At 58.5% G+C, this 25900-nt stretch carries 18 protein-coding genes; 14 read left to right on the top strand and 4 right to left on the bottom strand.

Going from position 1 to position 25900, the window contains the following annotated elements:
* The first annotated feature begins 17 nt into the window (after window positions 1-17).
* From ACK3EW_RS10310 to ACK3EW_RS10295, 4 genes are all read left to right on the top strand, one after another.
* Window positions 18-2981 carry a helicase-related protein gene (locus ACK3EW_RS10310; RefSeq protein WP_493809490.1) on the top strand — a complete coding sequence of 988 codons (2964 nt, stop codon included), beginning with the start codon at window positions 18-20 and terminating at the stop codon, window positions 2979-2981.
* 1 nt (window position 2982) lies between these two features.
* The gene (locus tag ACK3EW_RS10305) at window positions 2983-3366 is read left to right on the top strand and encodes an RNA-binding S4 domain-containing protein (RefSeq protein ID WP_493809489.1); all 384 of its coding nucleotides are present in this window, start codon (window positions 2983-2985) and stop codon (window positions 3364-3366) included.
* Window positions 3367-3415: 49 nt separating this feature from the next.
* Window positions 3416-3754 carry a ferredoxin FdxA gene (gene fdxA, locus ACK3EW_RS10300; protein WP_085632033.1) on the top strand — a complete coding sequence of 113 codons (339 nt, stop codon included), beginning with the start codon at window positions 3416-3418 and terminating at the stop codon, window positions 3752-3754.
* Between the two features lie 274 nt (window positions 3755-4028).
* Window positions 4029-4547, top strand: a complete 519-nt coding sequence (locus ACK3EW_RS10295; protein ID WP_085632034.1) for a CarD family transcriptional regulator — start codon at window positions 4029-4031, stop codon at window positions 4545-4547.
* A gap of 50 nt (window positions 4548-4597) precedes the next feature.
* On the opposite strand, the gene ACK3EW_RS10290 is transcribed toward ACK3EW_RS10295, so the two are convergent.
* Entirely contained in the window at window positions 4598-6478 is a 1881-nt protein-coding gene (locus ACK3EW_RS10290; protein WP_493809488.1) for a monovalent cation:proton antiporter-2 (CPA2) family protein, read from the bottom strand.
* Between the two features lie 135 nt (window positions 6479-6613).
* A complete protein-coding gene (locus ACK3EW_RS10285; protein WP_493809487.1) occupies window positions 6614-9100 on the bottom strand; it encodes a hypothetical protein in 2487 nt (828 codons plus the stop codon).
* Window positions 9101-9257: 157 nt separating this feature from the next.
* On the opposite strand from ACK3EW_RS10285, the gene ACK3EW_RS10280 reads away from it, so the two are divergent.
* From ACK3EW_RS10280 to ACK3EW_RS10235, 10 genes are all read left to right on the top strand, one after another.
* Window positions 9258-9956 carry an SIMPL domain-containing protein gene (locus ACK3EW_RS10280; protein ID WP_493809486.1) on the top strand — a complete coding sequence of 233 codons (699 nt, stop codon included), beginning with the start codon at window positions 9258-9260 and terminating at the stop codon, window positions 9954-9956.
* A 74-nt stretch (window positions 9957-10030) separates the two neighbouring features.
* Window positions 10031-11035, top strand: coding sequence for a GT-B fold glycosyltransferase domain-containing protein (locus tag ACK3EW_RS10275; protein ID WP_493809485.1), 1005 nt, complete (start codon window positions 10031-10033; stop codon window positions 11033-11035).
* 161 nt (window positions 11036-11196) lie between these two features.
* Window positions 11197-13071, top strand: a complete 1875-nt coding sequence (locus ACK3EW_RS10270; protein ID WP_493809484.1) for a DUF4214 domain-containing protein — start codon at window positions 11197-11199, stop codon at window positions 13069-13071.
* A 57-nt stretch (window positions 13072-13128) separates the two neighbouring features.
* Entirely contained in the window at window positions 13129-13794 is a 666-nt protein-coding gene (locus ACK3EW_RS10265) for a Crp/Fnr family transcriptional regulator (protein WP_493809483.1), read from the top strand.
* A gap of 119 nt (window positions 13795-13913) precedes the next feature.
* Window positions 13914-14126: a YgaP family membrane protein gene (locus tag ACK3EW_RS10260; RefSeq protein WP_493809482.1), complete on the top strand. Its 213-nt coding sequence runs from the start codon at window positions 13914-13916 to the stop codon at window positions 14124-14126.
* A gap of 37 nt (window positions 14127-14163) precedes the next feature.
* Window positions 14164-15048: an MBL fold metallo-hydrolase gene (locus tag ACK3EW_RS10255; protein WP_493809481.1), complete on the top strand. Its 885-nt coding sequence runs from the start codon at window positions 14164-14166 to the stop codon at window positions 15046-15048.
* Window positions 15049-15115: 67 nt separating this feature from the next.
* Entirely contained in the window at window positions 15116-16795 is a 1680-nt protein-coding gene (locus ACK3EW_RS10250) for a bifunctional protein tyrosine phosphatase family protein/NAD(P)/FAD-dependent oxidoreductase (protein ID WP_493809480.1), read from the top strand.
* Between the two features lie 86 nt (window positions 16796-16881).
* Window positions 16882-18621 carry a SulP family inorganic anion transporter gene (locus tag ACK3EW_RS10245; RefSeq protein WP_493809479.1) on the top strand — a complete coding sequence of 580 codons (1740 nt, stop codon included), beginning with the start codon at window positions 16882-16884 and terminating at the stop codon, window positions 18619-18621.
* A 38-nt stretch (window positions 18622-18659) separates the two neighbouring features.
* The gene (locus ACK3EW_RS10240; RefSeq protein ID WP_493809478.1) at window positions 18660-19628 is read left to right on the top strand and encodes an SLAC1 anion channel family protein; all 969 of its coding nucleotides are present in this window, start codon (window positions 18660-18662) and stop codon (window positions 19626-19628) included.
* 284 nt (window positions 19629-19912) lie between these two features.
* Window positions 19913-24430, top strand: a complete 4518-nt coding sequence (locus ACK3EW_RS10235; protein WP_493809477.1) for a Hint domain-containing protein — start codon at window positions 19913-19915, stop codon at window positions 24428-24430.
* Here the strand turns inward: ACK3EW_RS10235 and ACK3EW_RS10230 are convergent.
* A complete protein-coding gene (locus ACK3EW_RS10230; RefSeq protein ID WP_493809476.1) occupies window positions 24427-24762 on the bottom strand; it encodes a DUF6525 family protein in 336 nt (111 codons plus the stop codon). The genes ACK3EW_RS10235 and ACK3EW_RS10230 overlap by 4 nt on opposite strands.
* A 49-nt stretch (window positions 24763-24811) precedes the next feature.
* Window positions 24812-25900 carry a zinc ABC transporter substrate-binding protein gene (locus ACK3EW_RS10225; protein WP_493809475.1) on the bottom strand — a complete coding sequence of 363 codons (1089 nt, stop codon included), beginning with the start codon at window positions 25898-25900 and terminating at the stop codon, window positions 24812-24814.

Genomic DNA, 25900 nt, shown 5'->3' with positions numbered 1-25900 from the left:
CGGCAAAGGACGTCAACATGGCCGGACATGCGCGGGTTGCGGCCATCCTTGGCCCGACCAACACAGGCAAAACCCACTACGCCATTGATCGGATGCTGGGCTATCGCACCGGCATGATTGGCTTGCCGCTGCGCCTTTTGGCGCGCGAGGTCTATGACAAGATCGTCGCGGCACGGGGGCCGTCCGTGGTGGCGCTTGTCACGGGCGAAGAACGCATCGTGCCGCCGCGTGCCCAATATTGGGTGTGCACGGTCGAAGCGATGCCCGAAGGCATGGGATGCGACTTTGTCGGGATAGACGAAATTCAGCTTTGTGCCGATCCCGAGCGGGGACATGTGTTCACCGACCGGCTCTTGCGGATGCGAGGGTTGCAGGAAACGCTGTTCATGGGGTCCGACACGATGCGCGGGTCGATCGCTGCATTGGTGTCGGGTGTCGAGTTTGTGCGCCGCGAGCGGATGAGCCAACTGTCCTATACCGGCTCGAAGAAGATCAGCCGCTTGCAGCCGCGCACGGCCATTGTCGGATTTTCGGTCGAAAACGTCTACGCCATTGCCGAGCTGTTGCGTCGCCAGAAGGGCGGGGCAGCCGTGGTCATGGGGGCACTGTCACCCCGAACGCGGAACGCGCAGGTGGATTTGTATCAAAACGGCGAGGTGGATTTTCTGGTGGCGACCGATGCCATCGGAATGGGCCTTAATCTGGACATTAACCACGTTGCGTTTTCGTCTCTGACCAAATTCGACGGTCGGCGCATGCGACCCTTGATGCCCAACGAACTGGCGCAGATCGCAGGGCGTGCGGGTCGGGGTATGTCGCATGGCACGTTTGGTGTCACCGGCGAGGCAGGGCCGTTGGCCGACGAGGTGGCCGAAGCGATCTGCAATCACCGCTTTACGCCGTTGAAAAAGCTGAACTGGCGCAATGCCGATCTGCGCTTTGGTACAATTGACGCGCTGATTGCATCGCTCGAGACCAGCCCGAACGATGAGTTGTTGGTTAAGGCGCGCGAGGCGGATGACCTACAGGCGCTCAAGGCGCTGAGCACGATTGCCGAGGTTCAGGCGCGCGCCTCTGATCCGAAATCAGTGCAGCTTTTGTGGGATGTGTGCCGCATCCCCGATTTCCGGGGTATCAGTCACGCGGAACATGCCGGGCTTTTGGAAGTTATCTACGGACATTTGCACCAACGCGGAGCAATCCCGGATGATTTCCTTGCGCGACAGGTTAATCGGATCGACCGGACAGATGGCGACATTGACACGTTGTCGAAACGATTGGCGTATATCCGCACATGGACCTATGTCGCGCAGCGGAAAGCGTGGGTGCGTGACGAAAGCCATTGGCGCGAGCAGACACGCGCTGTAGAAGACCGACTGTCGGACGCGCTGCACGAGCGCCTGACCCAGAGATTTGTTGACCGGCGCACATCCGTGCTTTTGCGGCGGTTGAAACAGAAGGAGGCCCTTTTGGCCGAAGTGAATGACAAAGGTGAAGTCACCGTCGAAGGCGAATTCGTCGGCAGGCTTGAAGGGTTCCGGTTCCGCCAGGACAAGGATGCAACCGGGCAGGAAGCCAAGACGCTGAAGACCGCGTCTTTGCAGGCGCTTGCTCCGCATTTCCATCTGCGGGCGGATCGGTTCTACAATGCACCCGATACCGAGATGGATTTCACCGAACAGGGTGGCCTTATGTGGGGCGACCAAGCGGTGGGCAAGCTTGCCGCAGGCGATGATCCGTTGAAACCGCGTATCGTGGCCTTTGTCGATGAAGAGGCCGGTGCGGATGTGGCGGCCAAGGTGCAGCGCCGTTTACAGCATTTCATCGACCGCAAGATTGCGGCGTTGTTCGAGCCGCTGATCAACCTCCAGAAAGACGAAACCTTGAATGGTCTGGCGAGGGGCTTTGCCTTCCGCATGGTCGAGTCGATGGGTATCCTGCCGCGGGCGGATGTGGCGGACGACGTAAAGGCGCTGGATCAGGACGCACGCGGAATGCTGCGCAAGCATGGGCTTCGCTTTGGTCAGTTCACCGTGTTCATGCCGCTCTTGCTCAAGCCTGCGCCGACGCGGTTGCGGCTGGTGCTTTGGAGCCTCGCGAAGAATCTGGACGTGTTTCCCGAGGCACCACCTCCGGGGCTGGTGACGGTGCCGAATATGGCGGGCACGCCTGCCGAACATCACATGGTGTCTGGCTATCGCGCTGCGGGGGACCGGGCGATCCGGATCGACATGTTGGAACGTCTGGCAGACCTTCTGCGTGCGCAGGACAGCCGGGGTGGGTTCGAAGCGAACCCTGACATGCTGTCGATCACTGGTCTGACCTTGGAGCAGTTTGCCGATCTTATGGGTGGTCTGGGGTACAAGGCGGAAAAGGGCGAGCGCGAGAAGGTTCGCGCTGTCGACGCTGTCGTGCCCGAAGCGAATACCGCTTTGGCGGTCGAACAGGACGCGGCGATCGATGGTGCCGTTCCTGTCGAAGACACGCCTGTCATGGATGCGGCGCAAGAGGGTGCGCCGGGTGCCGATGCTGCAATTGCTGAGGCGCCCGAGGCGGCCGATGTCTCTGATGCTGCGGAAGCGATGCCCGAAGATGGCGTTGCCCCAGTGGCTGACGTGCCCAGCGATGCCGTTGCAGAGACGCCTGTTCCGACCAATTCGGAAACCGAGATTGATCCGGGTGCTGCGCCTGATGCCGCTTTGGCCGGGCCGGAGACCGAAGAGTTCTACACCTTCACATGGCGGGGCAACCGTCCGGACCGGCAACCTCGCCGGGACGGTGGGGCTGGCAAAGGCCGCCGCGACGGGGGCAAGCTGCAGGGCGACCGTCCGCGCGGCAAGGGCAAACCCAAGGGCAAAGGTCAGCCGCCGCGTGATGCGGGGACCAAGACCTTCCAAGCTCGTCCGCCCAAGAAGGAAAAGCCGATCGATCCCGACAACCCCTTTGCTGCGGCCCTCATGGGGCTGAAGACCAAGGACTGAGTTGACCGAGCCGGCCGAGAAGCTTCGGATCGACAAATGGCTGTGGCACGCGCGGTTTTTTAAGACGCGCAGCCTTGCCGCCAAGATCGTATCCGGGGGCAAGCTGCGCGTGAACGGTCAGCCGATATCGAAACCGGCCTATATGGTGACGGCTTTGGATGTTTTGACCTTTCCGCAAGCCAACGACGTTCGCGTGATCAAGGTGCTGGCCATCGGGGAACGCCGTGGTCCAGCCCCGGAGGCTCAACTGCTTTACGATGACCTCGACCCTCCGAAACCGCGCGAGGCTATTGCTGAACAAGTGCCACGTTTCGAAGGTAAGGGACGTCCGACGAAGAAAGATCGTCGCGCCTTGCAACAAACCCGGACAGACCTTCTTGAATGATTTTTCCGAGTGGCTTAGCTAGCTTGCGAACGACCGATGGAAGACGTGCATGACCTATATTGTCAACGATGCCTGCATTGCCTGCAAATACACCGACTGTGTGGAAGTCTGTCCTGTGGACTGTTTCTACGAAGGCGAGAACATGCTGGTGATCCACCCGGATGAGTGCATCGATTGCGGTGTCTGTGAACCAGAATGCCCGGCAGATGCGATCCGGCCTGACACAGAGCCGGACATGGACAAGTGGGTCGAGTTCAATCGCAAATATGCTGAACTTTGGCCGGTTATCATCACCAAGAAAGACCCGCTGCCTGACGCAGAAGAGCGGGACGGCGAGAGCGGCAAGCTCGACAAGTACTTTTCCGAAGCGCCTGGCGAAGGCGGATGATGATTCGTTGATCGTCGTTTCGATGGATCAAGAAAAACGCTTAAATATCTGAAACTGAATGTGTTTCGCACGATTTTCGTGCCACTACCGCGTGGACGATTTTTGTGTTATACTGTTGATACAAATGACACCTGTGGGACACACGCCGTTGCTGGCGTATGGCAAATAAGCTGACTTAAGCTTGTCTTATACTCTGAATGAAACGATCGGAAGCAATCCTTCCGTTCGGTTTTTTTGTCTGCGTCGCATGGGTGCACGCCAAGGAAGGTTCTGAATGACCAAATCGAAAAAATCCGAATTCCGTCCGAACGATTATGTTGTCTATCCGGCACATGGTGTTGGACAAATCGTGTCAATCGAAGAACAGGAGATCGCCGGCATCACGCTTGAGCTGTTCGTGATCTCGTTCGAGAAAGACAAGATGACCCTGCGCGTGCCAACGCACAAGGCCTCGGAAATCGGAATGCGGTCGCTGAGTTCGCCCGACGTGGTGAGCCAGGCGATGAAGACGTTGAAGGGCAAAGCCAAGGTCAAACGGGCCATGTGGTCGCGCCGGGCTCAGGAATACGAACAGAAGATCAACTCGGGCGATCTTATTGCGATTGCCGAGGTTGTTCGTGACCTGCACCGTGCCGACGACCAGCGCGAGCAGAGCTATTCCGAGCGTCAGCTTTACGAAGCCGCACTCGAGCGTCTGACCCGCGAAGTCGCGGCAACCTCGGGTGGGGATGAGCTGGCTGCGTCCAAGCAGGTTGGCGATGTACTCATGTCGCGGGCACCTGCTGCGGCCTGATTGGCACTTACTGAATTAGACAAAGCGGCCCCCTTCTGGGGGCCGTTTTTTTATGCCGCGTCGTTGTTGGAACTTTCAAGAGCGCTGAGCAGGGACGCTTCGAGCTCTTTCTCCAGTTCCTTGGCGCGGGCAATGTAGGCCTCATTCTGCGCTGATGGGATATCTGGATCCCAAAGTTCAGCCAGTTCGCGCACGGTGTAGCGGTCGTGATGGTAGAACAGCTTTTCCGCTTCGGCGGCTTCGTATTCCGACAAGCCGATATTTTCGAGCACATAGCGGCCCGCGCGCAGTGAGCTGTCGAACAGTTCGCGCACGATGTCATTCGCACCTGCTTGGTACAGCCGGTATGTGTGGGTGCGGTCGCGAGAGCGGCCGACAATGTGGATGTCTGGGCGCAAGCGGCGCGCGTAGGTCACAAGCCGCTCGGCTGCAATCGGATCGTCCAGCGCAACCATCAAAACCCGTGCGGTGTCGATCCCGGCGGCGTGGAGCAGGTCGGGGCGTAGCGGGTCGCCGAAAAAGCCCTGATATCCGAATTTCCGCATCAATTGTATGGTTTGCAGGTTGTTGTCGATCACCACTGTCTTGGCGCCTACGGATTGGACCAAACGATTGACAATCTGCCCAAAGCGCCCAATTCCGGCGATGATTACGGTGCCTTGTTCGTCGATCGTGTCGTGTTTGATATCCCCATCCGCATCCTTCATGCGTTTGGACAGGTATTCGTAAAAGATAAACGCCAGCGGTGTGATCAGCATCGACAAGGCCACGATCAACAGCAAACGATCTGCGATATAGCCCGGCAAAATGGATTGCTGGAGCGAGAACGAGATCAGGACAAAGCCGAATTCACCGGCCTGTGCCAATCCGAGGGTGAAAAGCCACTGATCCCGCCCGCGCAGTTTAAAGGCACGTCCCAACCCGTAAAGGATCACACCTTTCAGGAACATAATCCCAAGGGCGAGGCCTAGAATGCTGATTGGTTCCGAGAAGAAGAGGCTGAAGTCGATGCCTGCACCGACGGTGATAAAAAACAGGCCGAGCAACAGTCCTTTGAACGGTTCGATGTCGGATTCAAGTTCATGACGGAATTCGCTGTTGGCCAGAACCACGCCAGCGAGGAACGTTCCAAGGGCAGGGGACAGGCCGACAGCTGTCATCAGGAATGCGATGCCAATGACGATGAGCAGGGCCAGCGCGGTGTACATTTCGCGTAGATGAGCGGCATGGATAAAGCGGAACAGCGGTCGCGCGCCATAGACTCCGCCTACGATGATCAAGGCGACAGCCCCTAAGGTCACGAGCGTGACGCCCCATCCGGGCAATCCTTCGATCAGGGACATGCTGTGGCCATGGGCATCGTCCAAGTGCTCAAGTGCCGTGCGAGAGATCGACCCGTCGGGGTTTAGGGATGGACCGGTCGGCACGGCCAGCAGGGGCAGGATGATCAGCATCGGGATAACGGCGATGTCCTGGGTCAGCAGCACCGAGAAGGTGGAGCGCCCGCCGCTGGTCTGCATCAGCCCCTTTTCGCTCAGGGTTTGCAAGACGATCGCGGTGGATGACAGGGCAAAGATCATCCCGATCGCCAGTGCTGTTTGCCAGACAAAGCCAAGATAAATTGCGCCGACCATAACAGCGAGCATCGTGATGATCACCTGAAGGCCACCAAGACCAATAAGCCTGTGGCGCATATCCCAAAGCGCGCGTGGATCTAGTTCGAGCCCGATCAGAAACAGCATCATCACAACGCCGAATTCGGCGAAGTGTTGAAGATCCGTTGTGTCCGCGACAAGCCCCAGCCCCGGTCCGATGGCAACACCGGCCAACAGGTAGCCAAGCACTGATCCCAGCCCCAGACGCGCGGCGATGGGAACGGCGATTACGGCAGCCAGCAGGAACACCGACGCGAGGAAGAGAAACTCACCCATTCTGAATGTGCCTTTCGAACTGGTCCAAGCATGCCGGTCTTTGCATCGGAATGGCAACCGAATGGATCAAGAATTGCCAGTTTTTACAGCAACTTCGTGTTGCGTGCCTGATCTGTTCGCAAGACGTGCGGTTGATCACCCGTCGGGCATACCCAACACGACATTGCGGCCGTTCTTGGAATATTGCAGTTCGCTATCGCCAATTGCCGCGACGCGTCCCCCGTCAAGCCGGTCGCCTACCTTGACCTTTTGGTAGCGCCCATTGGATAGACGCACCAGCGCGCGACGGTTCGATGGCTTGCCATAGACCCCGATCAGGTTGATGCGACGCAAGTTGATGGCATTTGCCACGGTGGCCTGGCGGGCAACGCTGGCGGTTGATGGGATGCTGGGTTGAACTGTTCTAGGTGCAACTGCCGCCACTTGGGTGACTTCGGCAGGGGCAGTCTGGGTTTGCTCGCGCGCGCGCTCGACGATCTGGCCAAAATTGCGAGGGCGGGTGACAGGGGCCACCGATTGTGCCACGGCGAATTGCGTGGCGTCGGGTTGCGAGAGCTCTTCTTCGACCTTCAGCGTGTCGGGGCGCGCCGCAGGACGCAGTGCCGCCAACTCGGCAAGCGTCCGTCCAGCCAATTGTGCGCGCTCATTGCCTTCGATCAGCCCATCCGGTCTTGGGCGTGGGCGGAACTGTTCCAGTTCTGGCGCGACAACTGCCGTGCTCTGACCGTCGGTCGGAGCGGCGGGTGTAACCTCGACAGGGGTGCGCAGCGGCGGCACAACAGGCGGCAGTCCGGCAAAGATGCGAACCCCATCCGGGTTTACAGCGCCTTCGGGTGTGGCGATCACCAAACCGCGGTCATCAAGCTCAAAGCGTGTGCCGGGCGCAGCCGGGTTTGGTTGAGACAGGTAGGTCTGGTCGTTGCGCAGCATATCCGTGCCGGGCAGGGCAACGGCATCGAATTGTTGGACGCGCCCGTCAATCGAGGCCACGTAAAGATCATCCAACGTCGTCTGAGTTGGGGTGGCGGGTGCTTCGGGCGAACGCTGCCAGATTCCTGTGGCTGCATAGCGGGCGTCGGCCTCGTCCGGTGTCAATGCGGCGGGGGGCGCCAGTACATCCGACAACCCGTCTGCGGCATCGGAGGACGGGTCGATCACATCAAGGGCTGCGAATTGAACACCGTCATCTTCGGACGCCGATGTGACTGACCCGTCAAGCGGCAGCAGTTCGACATCCGGAAGCCGCGCGATGGAAGGCGTGTCGTTTTCGCGGTCAAAGAACCGTGACAGCCCTTCATCCAGAAAAACGCTGGCCCATGCTGCAACGGCGAGAAGGAAGATCAGCAACGCGCTTGTCAGCATCAGGCCAAGGAAACGTGGCTTGCCGCCGATCTGAGGTTCGGTGCGTGCACCGAAGACCGTCATCCGGGCGCGTTCGTCCTGCACGGGTGCGGTCGGCGTCGGTTCTTGTTTGCGACCGGCGCGCATGGCCGCGATGCGGGCCACTGCGGCGCGCGCGGGTTCGGGATCGTGCCGTTTGGCTGGGGCTTGCGGTGGCTCGGCTTCGGGTGAGGTCAGTGGCGGGACGGGTTTTTCAGCTGCAGGTAGGGCCTCGGGTGTGGCTGCTTTGCGTCGGCTGAAAAAACCAAACCCCTTGCGTTCTGCCGGGTCTTCAATCGCTTCATCCTGAAGCACGGGGGCCGTGATATCGGTGTCGCGTGTTGATTTACGTGCGCCACCCAGTTTGAACCGGGGCGCGGCAGGTGTTTCGATCGTACCTATACTTGGCGCCATTGGCGGCGCTGCTTGCTCTGGAACTTCGCGCGACGCGCGGATCGACGCAAAGGGCGGTGTAGGCGGTGCTTCGGGGGGCTGAACACTTGGGCTTGGCAGAACAGTTGGTTCTGCGTTGACCGGCGCAGGAGCGTCGGCATCCGCGGCACCCGGAGAAAGCGCCTCGGCTTCACTGGCGTCACCTGTGTCAGCCGCGATAGCGTCATCTGTTGACGGGTCGCCGTCGGGGAATTCCTTGTCGGTGGTCGCCTCTTCAATGGGCTCGGAGGTCTGGTCCTCAACCTCAACCTTTGGTGGAGCCTCGACGACGACAATCGCCTGCGTGTCGCGTTCTGGTGCTGGCCCGGACCAGTGGTTCGCCGTACCAAAGAACACCTCGCCCGAAAAATCGCCTTCGGCGGCTTTGGCGACGAAACAAACCGGGTCGAAATGGTGGTTTGCGGCGAAGTTTTCGGCTTCCTCCAACGTCTCCGTTGCAACGGCGGCGATCTGGATCGCTCCGGATTCCTGCGCCCAGTCAAAATGAAGTTCATCGACCGCATAGGGTGTTGCCCCGTCCAGCGCGGCCCGGATGTCGTTTTGCAACGCGTCGCCGGTTTGGCCCGTGTCCGGTATCGACAGGTATTTTATCTGCTCGTTTGGGATCACGAGTTTGACCTGTCCTGCCACCGGCGACAGCAGGTCGGCCTCGGATCGCAACGCGGCAAGCGCGCCGCGCAGATCAGAGGCGTCCAAAGCGACATCTCCAACACGCGCCCAGCCATGTTCAACGCGGCGCAGGAGCGAGATGCCTTCGAAAGAAAGAGTCAGGGCAAAGTCTGGCTTCATGACGATGTTTTAGCAGTCCTTGGCGAAGGATGGGAGTCACTTAAGTGGCTGTTGAAGCAGGGATGGCGATCTTTCGCGCGGGGAAAATTCTGTGCTTGTCTGCAGTAGCTTGGGTGTGGATGCTTGGACAGGTCTTTGAATGGATTTAGAGGACGTAATGCACAAAACCACAGCTTTGCTTGTTGCCTTCATCGCGCTGGCCGGGGTGTCGTCGGCTTGGGCCGAAACACTGGGGCAGATCACCGTGACCGGAGAGGGCAGCGTGCGTGTTGTTCCGGACATGGCGGTGATCACCGTTGGCGCCTCGGCAGAGGCGGACACCGCCAAATCCGCCATGGACGAGACATCCCAAGTGACCGCAGCGATTCTGGAGCGGTTGGCCGGAGCGGGCGTGGCCGAACGGGATGTTCAAACCTCGGATCTGTCGCTGAACCCGCTTTGGTCGAACCGCGCGGCATCAGATCAACGTCCAACGATCGACGGCTATCAGGCATCGAACCGAGTGATTGTACGGGTTCGGGATTTGGAGGCGTTGGGAACTCTGCTGGATGCGCTTTTGTCAGACGGGGCCAACACGCTTGGTGGGGTTCAGTTCACGGTGTCTGAACCTGAGCCTTTGCTCAACGAAGCGCGCGCCAATGCGGTTGCCGATGCCCGAGCACGGGCCGAGTTGCTTGCCACGGCTGCCGATGTTGTGCTTGGACCTTTGATCAGCCTGACTGAAGGCGGTGCGTATATGCCGCGCGCGGAAATCATCGGAATGGCTCGGATGGCGGACTCTGCTGTTCCAATGGCGCAAGGGGAAGTGAACATCAGCGCGAATGTGACACTTGTATACCAGATCAAACCGGAGTGATCTGTGGGCTAGGCGCGTTCCCAGAGCGTGCCTATAGTGGTCGAAAAAGTAGAGCAGTACGCTGAAGGAGTGTCATGGCGCCTGAATTGGCACAGCCCGAAAAAGTCAACGTCTTGATCGTCGGGCAGATGGGCCGTTTGGCCTATGAAGCGCTGTTGTTTGCGTTGTCCTTTCGGCGCAACATCACGGAAAATCGGTTCAGATTGTTTGTCGCCGAACCGCGTCCGGGGCCAAAATGGAACACCGATCCCGCTATTCGGCCAGAACCGTTGCGAGAGATGATTACGGCACAGGGTGCGACCATCGTGCCATTTGAAAGCGTGCATTTCGGCAGCGATTACCCCTTCGGAAACAAGATCGAAGCGTTGTTCGCCTTGCCCAAGGGAGAACCGTTCGTGTTCTTCGATACCGACACCTTGGTCACCGGTGATTTGGGAGATGTCCCTTTCGATTTTTCCAAACCGTCGGCGTCTTTGCGGGTGGAAGGCACATGGCCGCAAATCGAACTGTACGGGCCGGGATATACCGATATTTGGAAGTCCCTTTACGACCGCTTTGGCCTGGATTTCGAAAGCTCGCTGGATCTTGATCAGCCGGACGAATACTGGCGCAGATATCTGTATTTCAATGCAGGCTTTTTCTACTTCTCATGCCCGCATGTCTTTGGAACAAGTTTTCTTGAGATGGCGTTGTCAATCCGTGCTGACCCGCCTCGAGAACTTGTGTGCCAGCAGCTTACCCCCTGGCTCGACCAGATCGCGCTGCCGCTAGTGATCCACAAGTTCGGTGGCGGGCGTGATGCGTTGCCCGAGGGATACCTCGACGGCAAAACGACGGTGCACTACCGAAATATGCCGTTGCTCTATGCGCGCGAAAGCGACGCTGTCGTCGACCTGCTGGAAGACATCTCGGCGCCAAATCCGGTCAAGCGACTGCTCAAGGATTACGAGCCGTTCAAGCGCATGATCTACCAAAATCGCGGACACAAAGTGCGTGCGCTGTTCGACCGGGATCATTTGCCCAGCCGAGAGCAGCCAATCCGTCAGAAGATCAAGAAAAATGGGTTCTGGATGGTATGAGTGCCGCGCTGTGCGAAACAAAGGTGACTTGTGTAAAGATGTTTACATGCCGCGGTGTTAACGTAATTTAGACGCAGTATTTGTGTTACGATCCGTGCGGCGCGGGTCTATAATTGCGTTGCACACAACGATCATTGAACACGTACCCTTCGGAGATTGACATGGCGTTTCTCACTTCGCTCATCATCGAACCCACTGGTGATCCGATTATCGACGTTTTGGTCGATGGCTATGTCTGGGACTTATCGGAATCCTCAACCATCACTTGGGCGCTTGCGGACGGGCTGAACGCCGATGACGTCTGGGAAGATCGCGCGGCAGCCACGCAAACCTTTGCTGCGGCCTTGGCATCGTTCGAACAATTCATCGACGTCGAATTCGAATATCTTGGTGATTTCAGCAATCCTGATATTGCCGGGCAGGCGGGCGCAGATATCGTCTATACGCTCGACAATGCAGATCTGGGTGACGGCACTCTGGCCTATGCCTATTATCCCGGGCCCGAGCCATTCACGCAGTTCGAACAATATGCGACAGAAGGCGGCGACGTCTTTATGAACTTCTCGAATGAGATCATCGCGACATCAAGTTTTGGACTCGGGTCCGATGGCTTTTACACCGTCATTCACGAGCTGGGGCACGCGCTTGGCCTCAAGCATCCGTTCGATGGAAGCCCGGGGCGTCCGACCTTGGACGAACTCGATCAGACGCTGGTGCAGGACCTCGATTGGTTTACGATCATGTCCTATTCGGACCAGTACGAGGACGATCTTGAACGTTTGGACCCGGCAACGCCGATGGTGCTGGATGTGTTGGGGCTACAGTATCTCTATGGCGTGAACACCACGACCTTCGCTGGCGACACCAACCACGTACTGACAACCGAGGATTTCTACTACGCGATCTGGGATGCCAGTGGCAGCGACCGAGTGGATGTATCGGCTCAATCTCAGGGTTGGACAGTCTTTATGCCGGATTTCGCGGCGAGCACGCTGGTGGACACACTTGCGGGCTTTGCGCTGCCCTCCAGTCAGTTCAACGATACGCTGGTTGCTTCTGCGCCAACCGAAATGGTGTGGCTGATGGGCGATCTCGAAAACGCGACCGGCACGCGGTTTGATGATTGGATCAACGGCAATCGCTATGCGAATGATTTGCGCGGTGGTGGTGGCAATGACGAGCTTGAGGGATTTGCTGGTAACGACACGGTTGACGGCAACGAGGGTCTTGATCTTGCTTACTTCGAAGGCGAGCAATCCTCTTTTACCGTGACCATCGCAACGGGTGAGATCACCGTTCAGGACCGACGCGCTGATGGGGCGGGGACCGATACGCTGCGCAATGTAGAAGTGATCGAATTCTACACAGACGTGACCCGTGAAACTCTTGATCTGCAAGAGTTCGGAGGCCCAGCCGGGCTCACGGCTGCTGAACTTGAAAGTTTCATCGAACTCTATGTCGCGTATTTCAACCGCGCACCCGATGCGCTTGGGTTGAATTTTTGGGGCACTGCATTTTCCGGTGGAACCTCTCTCGAAGAGATGGCAGCGCAATTTATTGACCAGCCCGAGACCCGCGAAACCTATTCAGAAGGTCTGTCGAACGAAGGCTTTGCAACTGCCGTTTATGAAAATGTGTTGGGTCGTGTGCCGGATCAGGCCGGGTTTGATTTCTGGTTGAACGCCTTGAACTCCGGAGGGGTCGGGCGCGACACATTCATCCTTGGTGTACTGGAAGGCGCCAAGGCCGCACCCGGGCCGGATGCAACACCCGAGTTTATCGCGCAACAGCTTGCAGATCGGGAATTCCTTGCCTCCAAGACGGATATCGGTGCCCTGTATGCGGTGCATCGCGGGATGTCTGACCCTGATGATGCACGCGCTGTCATGGAACTCTTTACTGGTTCGGAAAGCAGCCTGACTGCAGCAGTGTCAGCGGTAGAAAGCCTTTATTCCGAAGCACTTGATCCGGCGACCGGCGCGTTCTTGATGCCGCTTGTCGGGGTTCTGGACAATCCCTTCGACGCCATCGCATGATTGGGCCTCAGACGTCGTAGCCTTGGCGTCTGTCTGAATGCGGCACGGGAGCAGCGGATGGCGGACACCGCCTGGATCGAACGATTTCACGGATTGAACAGCTTGCCGGACACGGTCAAGTCGCAGCTTGTTGCGGAAAGCGCTGTGATCAAAGTGCCATCGGGAACGGCCGTGTTTGGGCCGGGCGCGGTCCCGGATAACCTGTTGTTCCTGCTCAATGGACGTGTCCGCGTGCAACAGACTTCGGAAAGTGGCCGGGACATCGTTCTGTACCGGGTCGAAGCCGGGGAAAGTTGTGTGCTGACCACCGCCTGCCTGCTGGCGCATGAACCTTATTCGGCAGAAGGCGTCACAGAGACCGAGGTGACGGCAGTGGCGATCCCGCGTGGTGCCTTTGATCGGCTTATGGCCTCGTCCAAGGAATTTCGCGAATTTGTGCTGACCGCCTATGCGCGGCGCATCACGGATCTGTTCCGCGTGATCGACGATGTGGCCTTTGGACGGATCGACGTGCGCTTGGCGGGGCGGTTGCTGAGCCTTGCAGCGGACAAGGACGAACTTGCGACGACACATTCGCAACTGGCGACCGAACTGGGCACGGCGCGCGAAGTGATCTCGCGCGTTTTGCACGACTTCCAAAAGCGCGGTTTTGTGGCCCAGTCCCGAGGCAAGATCACGTTGCTGGATCGTGCGAACCTGTCGCGGTTGGCCGAAAGCGCCTAAGCGTTCCGTTATAAAAATCGTTCCGATCGCATCTTGTGACGGCTTAGGTGACAATATCACTGAAGGGTGCCCGTCAAAGGCGTAGCACAGAGTCAGATTTGATTCTGGAGGATCACGCCATGACCACAAATGTTGGAACTCTTGACCGCGCCCTGCGCGCCATTCTGGGACTTGTGCTGCTGTATCTGGCCTTTGCCAGCGGCCTGCCGTTTTTTGATGCTGCACTCTTCAAGTACGGCGCTGCCGTGATTGGCATCGTGATGCTGGTCGTCGCGGCGGTACGGATTTGTCCGCTGTATTCCATCATCGGCATCAAGACCTGCCGCGCCTGATCCGTCTCGATCTCGCTTATCTCTAAAGGAGACACCAATGACACAGTATCCCGTCAACATGTCCGTCACACCTGATGTGTCGGCCCATTTCGACGAAGCCACAAACACGATCAGCTATATCGTGAAAGACCCGACCTCGGACGCCTGCGCGATTGTCGACAGCGTCATTGACATCGACTACGCCGCCGGACGGATCACCTATGATCACGCTGATGCGCTGATAGCCGAAATTCAGGAACGCGGTCTCAAACTGGAATGGATCATCGAGACCCATGTCCATGCGGATCACCTGTCGGCGGCGCCCTACATTCAGGACAAACTGGGTGGCAAGATCGGCGTCGGGTCGCAGATCATGGTCGTGCAGGACACGTTCGGTAAGGTCTTCAACGAAGGCACCGAGTTCCAGCGTGATGGCAGCCAGTTCGACAAGCTGTTCGAAGATGGCGACACCTACAAGATCGGCAACATGGACGCCTTTGCCATCTACACTCCGGGCCATACCCCGGCTTGCATGGTGCATGTGGTGGGCAACGCCGCTTTCGTGGGGGACACGCTGTTCATGCCCGATGGCGGGTCGGCCCGTGCCGATTTCCCCGGTGGGGATGCAGCCACGCTCTATGACAGCATCCAAAAGGTTCTGACGCTGCCCGACGACATGCGCCTGTTCATGTGCCACGATTACGGCCCCAATGGCCGCGACATCCAGTGGGAAACCACCGTGGGCGAAGAAAAGGCAAACAATATTCATGTGGGCGGTGACAAGACCAAAGACGATTTCGTCAAATTCCGCACTGAGCGGGATGCGACCCTGGACATGCCCAAGCTGATCATTCCGTCGCTGCAAGTGAATATGCGGGCTGGCGCAGTGCCGCGCGACAAGGATGGACGCCCGATGCTCAAAGTGCCCGTGAACGCGCTTTGATTGAGTGAACCCAGGTGGCGGCAGGATGCCGCCACATCTTTCCATGCAAACAGGTGAGACCTTCGCAATGCAACTGAACAAGATCAACGATGCGCTCACCGTGAGCCCGCAAATTGCCATCGACGACATTCCCACGCTGAAAGAAGCGGGGTTTCGGTCGATCATCTGTAACCGGCCTGATGGCGAAGGCGCGGATCAGCCAACCCATGAGGAGATCGAGGCCGCGGCCAAAGTGGCGGGACTTGAGATGCGCTATCTGCCAGTGCAGACCGGATTGGTGCAGGACGAAGACGCGGTGGCCTTTGGCGCGGCGCTGCGGAACCTGCCGGGACCGGTGCTGGCCTATTGTCGCTCTGGCACGCGGTCGGCCACGCTCTGGTCACTAAGCCAGGCCAAGGCGCTGCCGATGGCCGATATCCTTGGCGCGACAAAGGCGGCGGGTTATGACATGAACGGTGTTGCGCGGCGGATCGCCAATGGTGGCAAGACACCGACCGACACCGGCGACGCAAAGTTCGACGTGGTGATCGTTGGCGGTGGGGCCGGGGGCGTATCCGTTGCGGCCAGCCTCAAGGCGCGTAAACCCGGTCTGTCGGTGGCGATCATCGACCCTGCAGATATTCACTATTACCAACCGGGTTGGACCATGGTTGGCGGCGGCATTTTCGAAGCGCAGGACACAGACAAGACAATGGGGTCGCTGATCCCTCAGGGTGTGCATTGGATCAAGTCTGCTGTGGCTGCGTTTGAGCCCGAGAATGATGCAGTGATCCTCGATGGGTGCCGGGTTGTGAAATACGATCGGCTGGTGGTTTGTCCGGGTCTCAAATTGGACTGGGGCAAGATCGAAGGTCTGGAAGAAACCCTGGGCCGCAATGGCGTCACTTCGAATTATCGTTACGATCTAGCGCCTTATACCTGGGAGCTCGTCAAAGGGTTGAAGGAAGGTCGCGCACTTTTTACGCAACCGCCGATGCCGATCAAATGCGCAGGCGCGCCGCAGAAAGCGATGTACTTGTCTGGCGATGCTTGGTTCCGCAATGGCGCGCTCAAGAACGTCGACATTCAGTTCATGAATGCAGGTGGCGTGTTGTTCGGGGTCAAGGATTACGTTCCGGCGTTGATGGAATACGTCAAGAAATACGATGCATCTCTCAACTTTTTCCACAACCTGATCGCGGTCGATGGCCCAGCAAAAAAAGCGACATTTGCGGTCAATGTACCAGACACCGACCCAACCACCGTCGAGGTGGAGTTCGACATGATGCATGTCTGCCCGCCGCAAACCGCACCCGACTTCATCCGCGTGTCGCCTTTGGCAGATGCCGCCGGTTGGGTTGATGTCGATCAAGCCACGTTGCGTCACACGCGCTATGATAACATCTGGTCGCTGGGCGATGTAATGAACGCACCCAATGCCAAAACCGCCGCAGCGGCGCGCAAACAGGCACCAACCGTGGCGGACAATATCGTGGCGGATATCCGGGGACGGTCCGCCGTGGCGCAATATGATGGGTACGGGTCGTGCCCGCTGACGGTGGAGCGTGGGAAGATCGTGCTGGCTGAATTCGGCTATGGCGGGGCGCTTAAGCCGAGCTTTCCAAGCTATCTGATCGACGGCACCAAACCGTCGCGGGCGGCGTGGTTGCTTAAGGAAAAGCTGCTGCCACCGATCTATTGGAAGGCGATGCTGAAGGGCAAGGAATGGATGGCCAAGCCTGAAAAGATCAAGGCCGCCGCCGAGTAACCGTATCTTGCGGCCTGTTTGCGCCGCACAACACATGCGACGGGCAGGGCCAAATGGCTCTGTCCGCTCCCAATTCGAGAAGACCCATGCTCAATCACCTCCGCGGCTATTTTCCGATCCTCGACTGGGGACGGACCTATGATCGAAACGCGTTTTCCAATGACATGATTGCGGCGGTGATCGTGACGATCATGCTGATCCCGCAATCGCTGGCCTATGCCATGCTGGCTGGATTGCCACCCGAGGCCGGGATCTATGCCTCGATCGCGCCGATCATCCTCTATGCGATCTTTGGAACCAGCCGCGCTTTGGCTGTGGGGCCGGTGGCTGTGGTGTCCTTGCTGACGGCATCGGCGGTGGGGCAGGTGGCCGACGCGGGAACTGCAGGTTATGCCGTAGCGGCGTTGACTCTGGCCTTCCTGTCCGGCGCGTTTCTTGTTTTGTTGGGAGTGCTACGGCTTGGGTTCTTGGCGAACTTCCTCAGCCATCCGGTGATCGCGGGGTTTATCACCGCGTCGGGTATCCTGATTGCCTTTAGTCAGTTGAAGCACCTCTTGGGTGTGACTGCGCATGGGCACACCTTACCGGAACTACTGATGTCGATTGGCGCGCATTTGGGTGAGACCAACGTGATCACGGTGATCATCGGTGTGTCTGCGACAGCGTTCTTGTTCTGGGTCCGCAAGGGGTTGAAGCCTGCGCTCCGGCGGCTTGGTGCGTCGCCGAAGCTGGCGGATGTTCTTACGAAGGCCGGGCCAGTGGCCGCGGTTGCGGTGACAACGATTTCGGTCTGGCTGTTCGGTCTGAATGACAAGGGCGTGAAAATCGTCGGTGAGGTGCCGCAAGGCCTGCCGCCGCTGACTTTGCCAAGTTTGTCACCTGACCTCATCGGCCAATTGCTGATGCCTGCTATTCTGATCTCGATCATCGGCTTTGTGGAATCTGTGTCCGTGGCCCAAACCCTTGCTGCGAAAAAACGGCAGCGGATTGACCCGGATCAGGAACTGATCGGGCTTGGTGCCGCGAATATCGGTGCAGCGTTTACTGGGGGCTATCCGGTCACAGGTGGTTTCGCCCGATCGGTTGTGAACTATGACGCAGGTGCCGAAACACCGGCCGCAGGCGCGTTCACGGCTGTGGGTTTGGCCATCGCCGCGGTCGCTCTGACGCCGTTGGTGTACTTTCTGCCTACGGCGACGCTGGCCGCAACCATCGTCGTGGCGGTGCTGAGCCTTGTCGACTTTTCGATCCTCAAGAAAACATGGGGCTACTCGAAAGCCGATTTCACAGCCGTTGCGGCAACGATCCTTCTGACCTTGACCATGGGTGTCGAAGTGGGTGTCGCGTCCGGTGTCGGAATCTCGATCCTGTTGCACCTCTACAAAACATCCCGGCCGCATGTGGCCGAGATCGGGTTGGTGCCGGGCACACAGCATTTCCGCAATATCCACCGTCACAACGTGGAAACCGACCCGACAGTGCTGAGCCTGCGGGTGGATGAAAGCCTCTATTTCGTCAACGCGCGTTTCCTTGAAGACCTCGTGCAGGCGCGCGTGTCCGAAGGCTGCGCGATCAAGAACGTGATCCTTATGTTCTCGGCGGTCAACGAAGTGGATTTCTCGGCGCTCGAAAGCCTTGAAGCGATCAACCAGCGTTTGACTGAACTGGGCATCGGGTTGCACCTGTCCGAGGTGAAAGGCCCGGTGATGGATCGTCTGAAATCCACCCATTTCGTGCACGAACTGAACGGGCGCGTGTTCCTGTCGCAATATGATGCATGGCGCGCAATGGTGCCGCCTGCTGACACGGACAATGCGGCCGAGTAGGCTGCCCATCACCACGACCCGTGCGAGGAGACCAAGAGATGACACAGACATCAACCGAGACCCCGGTCACGCATCACCGGCTTGAGCATTTCCCGGTGGCTTTCTTCAGCGCGGTTATGGGGTTGATGGGCACATCGCTTGCGGTCGAGGCGTCGGGCTTTTCCCAGGCCGGGTACATGATCGCTTTGTTCGCCGTTCTGGTTTTTGCGACACAGGCCGTATTTTACGCGATGAAAGCGGTCCGCCATCCAGCTGCTGTTGCCGCGGAATGGAACCATCCGATCAAGCTTGCCTTCTTTCCAGCGATCAGCATTTCGCTGCTGCTGGTGGCAATTGCTTTGCGCAGCACAATGCCTGATTTGGCAAAGATCATCTGGGGGATCGGAGCCGTGGCGCAGGCGGTGCTGACGCTGGCCATCGTGACAAGCTGGATCAGCCATCGCGGCTTTGGCGTAGGGCAGATGTCGCCTGCGTGGTTCATCCCGGCGGTGGGAAATGTGATTGCGCCGATTGCGGGTGTGTCGCTGGGGTTTGTGGAGGCAAGCTGGTATTTCTTCGCGATCGGCTTGTTGTTCTGGATCGTGCTGCTGACATTGGTGTTCAACCGTCTGGTCTTTCACGACCCTTTGCCGGGAAAACTACGTCCCACGTTGACGATCCTGATTGCACCACCAGCAGTGGCGTTTCTGGCGTGGGTACAGTTGAACGGAGGCATCCTCGACCCGTTTGGGCGCGTTCTGTACAATTTGGGTTTGTTCTTCACGGCATTGGTGCTGATCCAATCGCGTGGTTTGTTACGCTTGCCATTCGCCTTGTCCTTTTGGGCGTTGTCCTTTCCCGTCGCGGCAATGACGATTGCATCCTTCCACTACGCTGTCTTGTCGGGATCACCCGTCTTCGCGGGCATCGGCTGGGCCTTGTTGTTGCTTCTTGGGGTGATCATTGCGGGTTTGCTCTGGCGTACTGGGCTTGCCGTGATGCGCAACGAGATTTGTCAGCCTGAGTGATCTTTACACAAAGCCGGATTGTTAACGCTTGACCTGCTGAAACCGCAGCTTTGGCGGTGAATTATGGTGTGTCGTCAGGTGCGTTTGGTTCGGACGGCCTGCGCCATAGTGCTGTAAGGGTGGTTTTCCGAATTTAAGATACGCGCACCGTACGACCGTACATTTGACCAGATGCGCACCTGCCGAAAAACAGGGGGTGAGCAGAAAAAATACTTCAGATTTCCTTAAGAGTGGGTGCTTTACAACCGTTTGGTTCCGTAACCCCCGCTCCGGAGTCAAATTGCATGGCAACCACATTCGACGTTATTTTTCTAGGCAGACTTCCCCTGATCGATACGACTCAGGGCAACGAGATTGCTGAAAATGCGGCCGGTTTGCTGGGCAGCTATGGAACGGCAGCCAACCCGCTGAGCGGGAACGTTCAGACGCTGTCTGCAGAACGCCTGAGTGAAGACGACAATACGACGTATGATACGGACAACGGTGGTGGCTACGACTCGTTCCGTATCGATGGTGGCGCGCCCCAGCTTTTCGACGCGATATCCGTCTATGACGCCACTATCACCTATTTCGACGGGACCACTGCAACGATCTCGGCGGTGGTGTTCCAGGACGTAGACGGAAACACCTATCTCGCGCCAGAGCTGTCACTGAATGCTGAACAGGCGGCATTGACGGCCAAGCCGATCACCGCGCTCAGCCTCAATTCCGTACTCAGCGACGTCGGTGACATGGGAGCCGACCGGATCGCTGGCGACTTCAAAACCGTGGTCGATGGGACTGCGGGTAATGACGTCATTACCCTGATCTCAGGGTATGTCGACGGCGAAGGGGATTCCATCACCACTGGGAATGACTTTGTTCTCGCAGGGGATGGCAACGATTTGATCAATCCCGGCGACGGGAATGACGTCGTGTATGGTGGCCTTGGAAACGATACGATCGACGGCGGAAACCAGAATGACACTCTCTATGGTGGCGATGGCGCTGACTCGATCATCGGTGGCAGCGGGAATGACAGCATTCTTGGGGGCGACGGTGATGATCACCTTCAATCCGGCGCTGGCTCCGATACCGTTTTTGGCGATGCTGGAAATGATGTTATCGCAGTTTCGGATGATCACGACACAAATACGATTGATGGCGGATCGGGCTATGACCAACTCGTCTTTGCCACCCCGACAAGCACGGCAGGCGTCACCGTTATCTGGACAGGCGACGGCGCAGGGACGTACGATTTCAACGCAACCACGGCCAGCGGCACATTCACCGGTATCGAACAATCGTCGGGAACGAGCTATGCCGATACGTATAACGCATCAGTCGACACCGCTGGCGTCAGTGTCTACGCGCAAGTCGGAGACGACACACTCATAGGCGGCTCCGGGGCCGACAGACTCTATGGTGAGGACGGCAACGACTCGGTTCATGCGGGTGCCGGGAATGACACGATTGATGGCGGTGCAGGGGTTGATTACCTCAAGGGCCAAGCCGGAAATGACAGCATTGTCGGTGGCAGCGGTGCGGATACGCTGACCGGCGATACCGGGGCTGACACGCTTGACGGTGGTCTGGACAACGACAGCGTCGCGGGGGGCAGCGGGTCGGACAGCCTTTTAGGCGGCGACGGCGACGACAACATCCGCGGCGACAACATGTGGCTCAACCTCGCGGATTACCCGTCGACGGTGGGCACCGCGACCACGCTGACAGTGACGAATACGGCCGAAGGACCGATCGAGCTGTGGTTCCTCAATTCCAGTGGTGTTCTCGAATTCCGGCAGAGCATCAATGCTGGTCAGACCGTCACACAGGCGGCAACAACGGGCGATAACTACATCCTGCGAACACCGGATGGATTTTATCTGGAACTCATCGAAGGGGGCAATCAAACCGTCGTCTACGGCGCAGACGGGTTGAACGACACAATCGATGGCGGCGCGGGTAACGACACCATCTACGGTGAATTCGGAGATGACAGCATCTTCGGCGGCAATGGCTCAGACCTGATTTATGGCGGCGAAGGCAACGACTTCATAAATGCCGGTGAACAAGCTGACACCGTATACGGCGGCTTCGGGAACGACACGATCGATGTGAGTGGCGGCTTGGATCTAGCCTATGGTGAGGCTGGTGAAGACCTTTTGATCGACGGGTCGACCGGCGGTCTGGCCACCACGCTTTATGGTGGTGATGGCAACGACACGATTCAATCCGGAACCGGAACCGGCGCGGCGCAATATTTCGGCGATGCTGGTGACGATCGTTTCGAGGATCGGGGCGGAACGAACCAGACTTTCACGGGCGGGGTTGGCAGCGATACCTACGTCGTGCTTGCCGACATCGGCAATGACACGATCATTGGCGGTGAAGACACGTTTGGCGCAGACATCGACACGATCGACCTAAGCGCGCTGACCACTCCGGTCACGGTCACCTACACTGGCAACGAAGCGGGCACGATCACCGACGGCACGAACACGATTACCTTTAGCGAGATCGAACATCTGATCCTGACCGAAGGTGCTGATGTCGCACAGGCCGCCGCCGATGGTGTTGGCGTCTGGATCGAGGGACGCGGCGGGAACGACCAGCTTCTGGGAGGAGGCGGGAATGACACCCTCGACGGAGGGGGGGGCAACGACCAGTTCGACGGTGGCGCTGGCGACGACAGCATGCTTGGTGGCGCGGGCAATGACAGATTTGTTGTCGATGCCGGCGCCGATACCGTTTTGGGCGGCATAGGCCGTGACCTCGTCTATGTCGCTGACGGGTTTGACGGATCGGTCATCGATTTAGGTGGTGACGAAATTGCCATTGACGCGGGCTTCCTCAGCGACTCCCTAAGCTTTTACGACGTCACCACATCGGTCGACATTGTTTTCACCTCTGGCACCGGCGGCACCGCAATAAGCGGTGCTGGCGAAACGCTGACCTTCTCCTACGCTGACGGTTTCGACGGGGCATGGGGCGTTGGCGGGACATTCGACGCAAGCCTCGCCGCCTTTGATGTCTCGTTTTACGACTATGGCGGCATGACATCTGTCACAGGGTCGGCATTTGATGACCTTTTGGGTGCCTACGGGGCTGACCCGCTGAGTGTGACCGACCGTTTCTATGATGGTGGCGCGGGGAACGATACGCTTGATACCGGTGACGGCAACGACACGATTCTTGGGGGCTCCGGCAATGACGAAATCGTAGCTCGCGGCGGCAACGACAGTGTCACTGCCGGAGCCGGGTCGGATACCGTTTACGCGGGCAGTGGGAATGACAGCGTCGATGGCGGCAGCGGCGACGATCTGCTCTATGGGGGAGATGGCAACGACACACTGATCGCCGGAAACAATACCGGCGCAGGCGACACGCTGTATGGCGGTCTCGGCGACGATCTTCTGATCGACAGCTATTGGAACGCAACCCTTGATGGCGGCAGCGGCTCCGACACCATTCAGGTCGGCTACGGGTCTGCCACCGTCATCGGCGGCGAGGACCCCGACGGGACCGACGTTGACCGTCTGTCCTTCCAACTCTCCAATGATGCGGCCACGGTCACGTTCACCGGCGATGAAGCCGGGGTTTATACGGACTCGGATGGGGACAGCGGAACGTTCAGCCAGATCGAAGGCGTCAACGGGTCGGATCAGGCCGACAGCATCGACGCCCGACTGGACTCGAGTGGGGTTTTTCTTGCGGGCCGCGGCGGTGATGACACGGTGCTCGGCGGGTCGGGTGACGATATCCTTACCGGGGACGAAGGCAATGACAGCCTCGTCGGTGGCGATGGCGGCGATGTTATCATTGGCGACGAGGGGTCGGATACGCTGCTGGGCGGCGCAGGCGATGATTTTCTCGAAGGCGGCCTAGGAAACGACAGCCTGACCGGTGGCGACGGGAACGACTGGTTCAATTACCCTTCGGGTGATGGCCTCGACACAATTAGCGATTTCAACACGGGCAATACCGGTGCGCTTCTTGACGGGGACACCACCAACAACGATTTCATCGACCTCTCCAGCTATTACGACAGCATCTTCGAAGTTTGGGCAGACCAGGCCGACGATGGCATTCTGAACCAGTCGAACACCACCGACACCAAGGGCAACACAACCGATTATTCGGACAATACGCAGTTCGGGGCCGGGCAGGGCATCGTGTTCACCGGCGCAACTGCAGACAGCAGTTTCTTCGCGACCGACAACACCGGCGTTGTCTGTTTCGCCAAGGGCACGATGATCCTCACAGTTCGGGGCGAGGTGCCCATCGAACGTCTGTCACCCGGCGATCTTGTGATCACCCGCGACAACGGTCCACAACCACTGGTTTGGGTCGCGTCGCGCAGACTTGGCATGGCTGATCTGACCCGTGCGCCCAAACTGCGCCCGATCTGTCTTGCGCCGGACCTGATCGGTGCGCATGCGCCATTGATCGTGTCGCCCCAGCATGCGGTTCTGTTCCGAACCGGAGACGGTGACGAACAGCTGGTGCGCGCCACACACCTCGCGCGGATGCGCGGCGGCAAGGCGCGTGTCATGCATGGCTGTCGCCAGGTCTGCTATTTTCACCTGGCCTTCGAGGTGCATCAAATCATCTTTGCAAACGGTGCCGCGACCGAAAGCTTTTATCCCGGACCTCAGGCAATCGAAGGGCTTGCCCTCCAAGCCCGGACAGAATTGGGCGCGCTGTTTCCTGACCTTGTGCCTGCAAAGGCTGAAACCACGTATGGTCGGCCGGTACGCCCTGTCGCACGTTATTGCGACCTACCGGGGCATCTGGGCGCATTGGCACAAGTCGCGGTTTAGGCGGACCTGCCGCGGCGGTACTCTGTGCGATGGTGGTGCTGTTCAGCCGATGAGATATCCGCCAGCATCGGATGATCCGGCCCCCAAACCCGTTTGACATCCTTGACGATCAAGCGGGCTTGCAGATCATCCAGCTCTTCCAATGCGCGCCGGGCATCCTGTGTCCGGATAAAGGCACGATCAAAGGCCCGTTTGACCGAAGCAGGTCGCCATGGCAGCACGGCCGTTGTCAGCCACTGGCGCAATTCCGAAGGCAACCGATCATACTCGCGCATCGGCTGCCCTTGGCGTCGTGTCAGTTTGAGGCTGGTTTTCCCGCGATTATGAGACATGTCCACCCCATCACCGTGCCTTGCAATTCAAGACACGGTGGCCTTTGCGTCAGGATTGCAGACAGTCCGCCAACGCCCGCGCAAGGTTGCGCACGACGTTGCCGTAAAGATCAGCACCAAGATCGAGATCGGAACCCAAGGGATCAAGAACACCTGTCTTGGCTTCGGAACCGTCCATGACCGCGGCGACAATCTTCGGATCGAATTGTGGTTCGGACAGCACGCAGCGGATATCCTGTTCTGTGACGCGGTTCTGAATCTCGGCAATGCGGGCAGGGCTGGCATCGGTCGCATCCGAGACCGAGATCGCGCCGGAGGCCGGGAAATCGAATGTGTTTTCGAAATACTGATATGCGTCATGGAATACGATGAAGTTCTGCCCCCGCACTGGATCGAGGATCGCGTTGACCTCGGTCCTCAGGCTGTCCAACTCTTCGCGGGCCGCTGTGGCATTGGCATAGTATGCCCCTGCATTTTCGGGGTCGGCAGCAGACAACTGCGCGGCAATTGCGTTGAGCCACACTGATGCATTGTCGAGTGACAACCACGCATGTGGATCATGGGCGCCATGGGCATGTCCCGCATGCTCTTCGTCATCATGTGCGTGATCGTCGTGCCCGTGATCGTCATGGGAATGCGCGTCATCTGCATGGTCGTCTTTTGCGTGGTCGTCGTCATGATCATGCTCGTGATCATGGGCCGCCTCGTCATGCGCGTGATCATCATGCGCGTGATCATCATGCCCGTGGTCGTCCTTGGCGTCGTGATCATGCGCTTCGAACAAGGCGCTTTCACGGAACGGCAGTTCCAGCGTGCCATCAGTTTCCATCAATGCCGAAACCGTTGCCGAGCCAGCAAGGGTTTCGATCGCATTTTCCATCCAAGGTGTCAGATCGGGACCGATCCAGAACACCAGATCGGCGTCCTGAAGCGCGGCAGCTTCAGAGGGGCGGAGGCTGTATTCATGCGGCGTGGCCCCCGATGGCACGATTAGGCTTGCCTCGCCAACGCCGTCCATAACGCGTGACACAAGCGAATGTACCGGGGCGATATCGGTTGCGACATTCGGAACATCTGCCCAAGCGGCACTTGCAAGAAGGGTGGCCGACAGGCTCAGGGGCAAGAGGTTTCTGGACAT

This window comes from Marivita sp. NO-S04, from assembly GCF_059070475.1.
The sequence above is the reverse complement of the archived record's forward strand: the minus strand, read 5'-3'. Positions and strand labels throughout refer to the sequence as shown.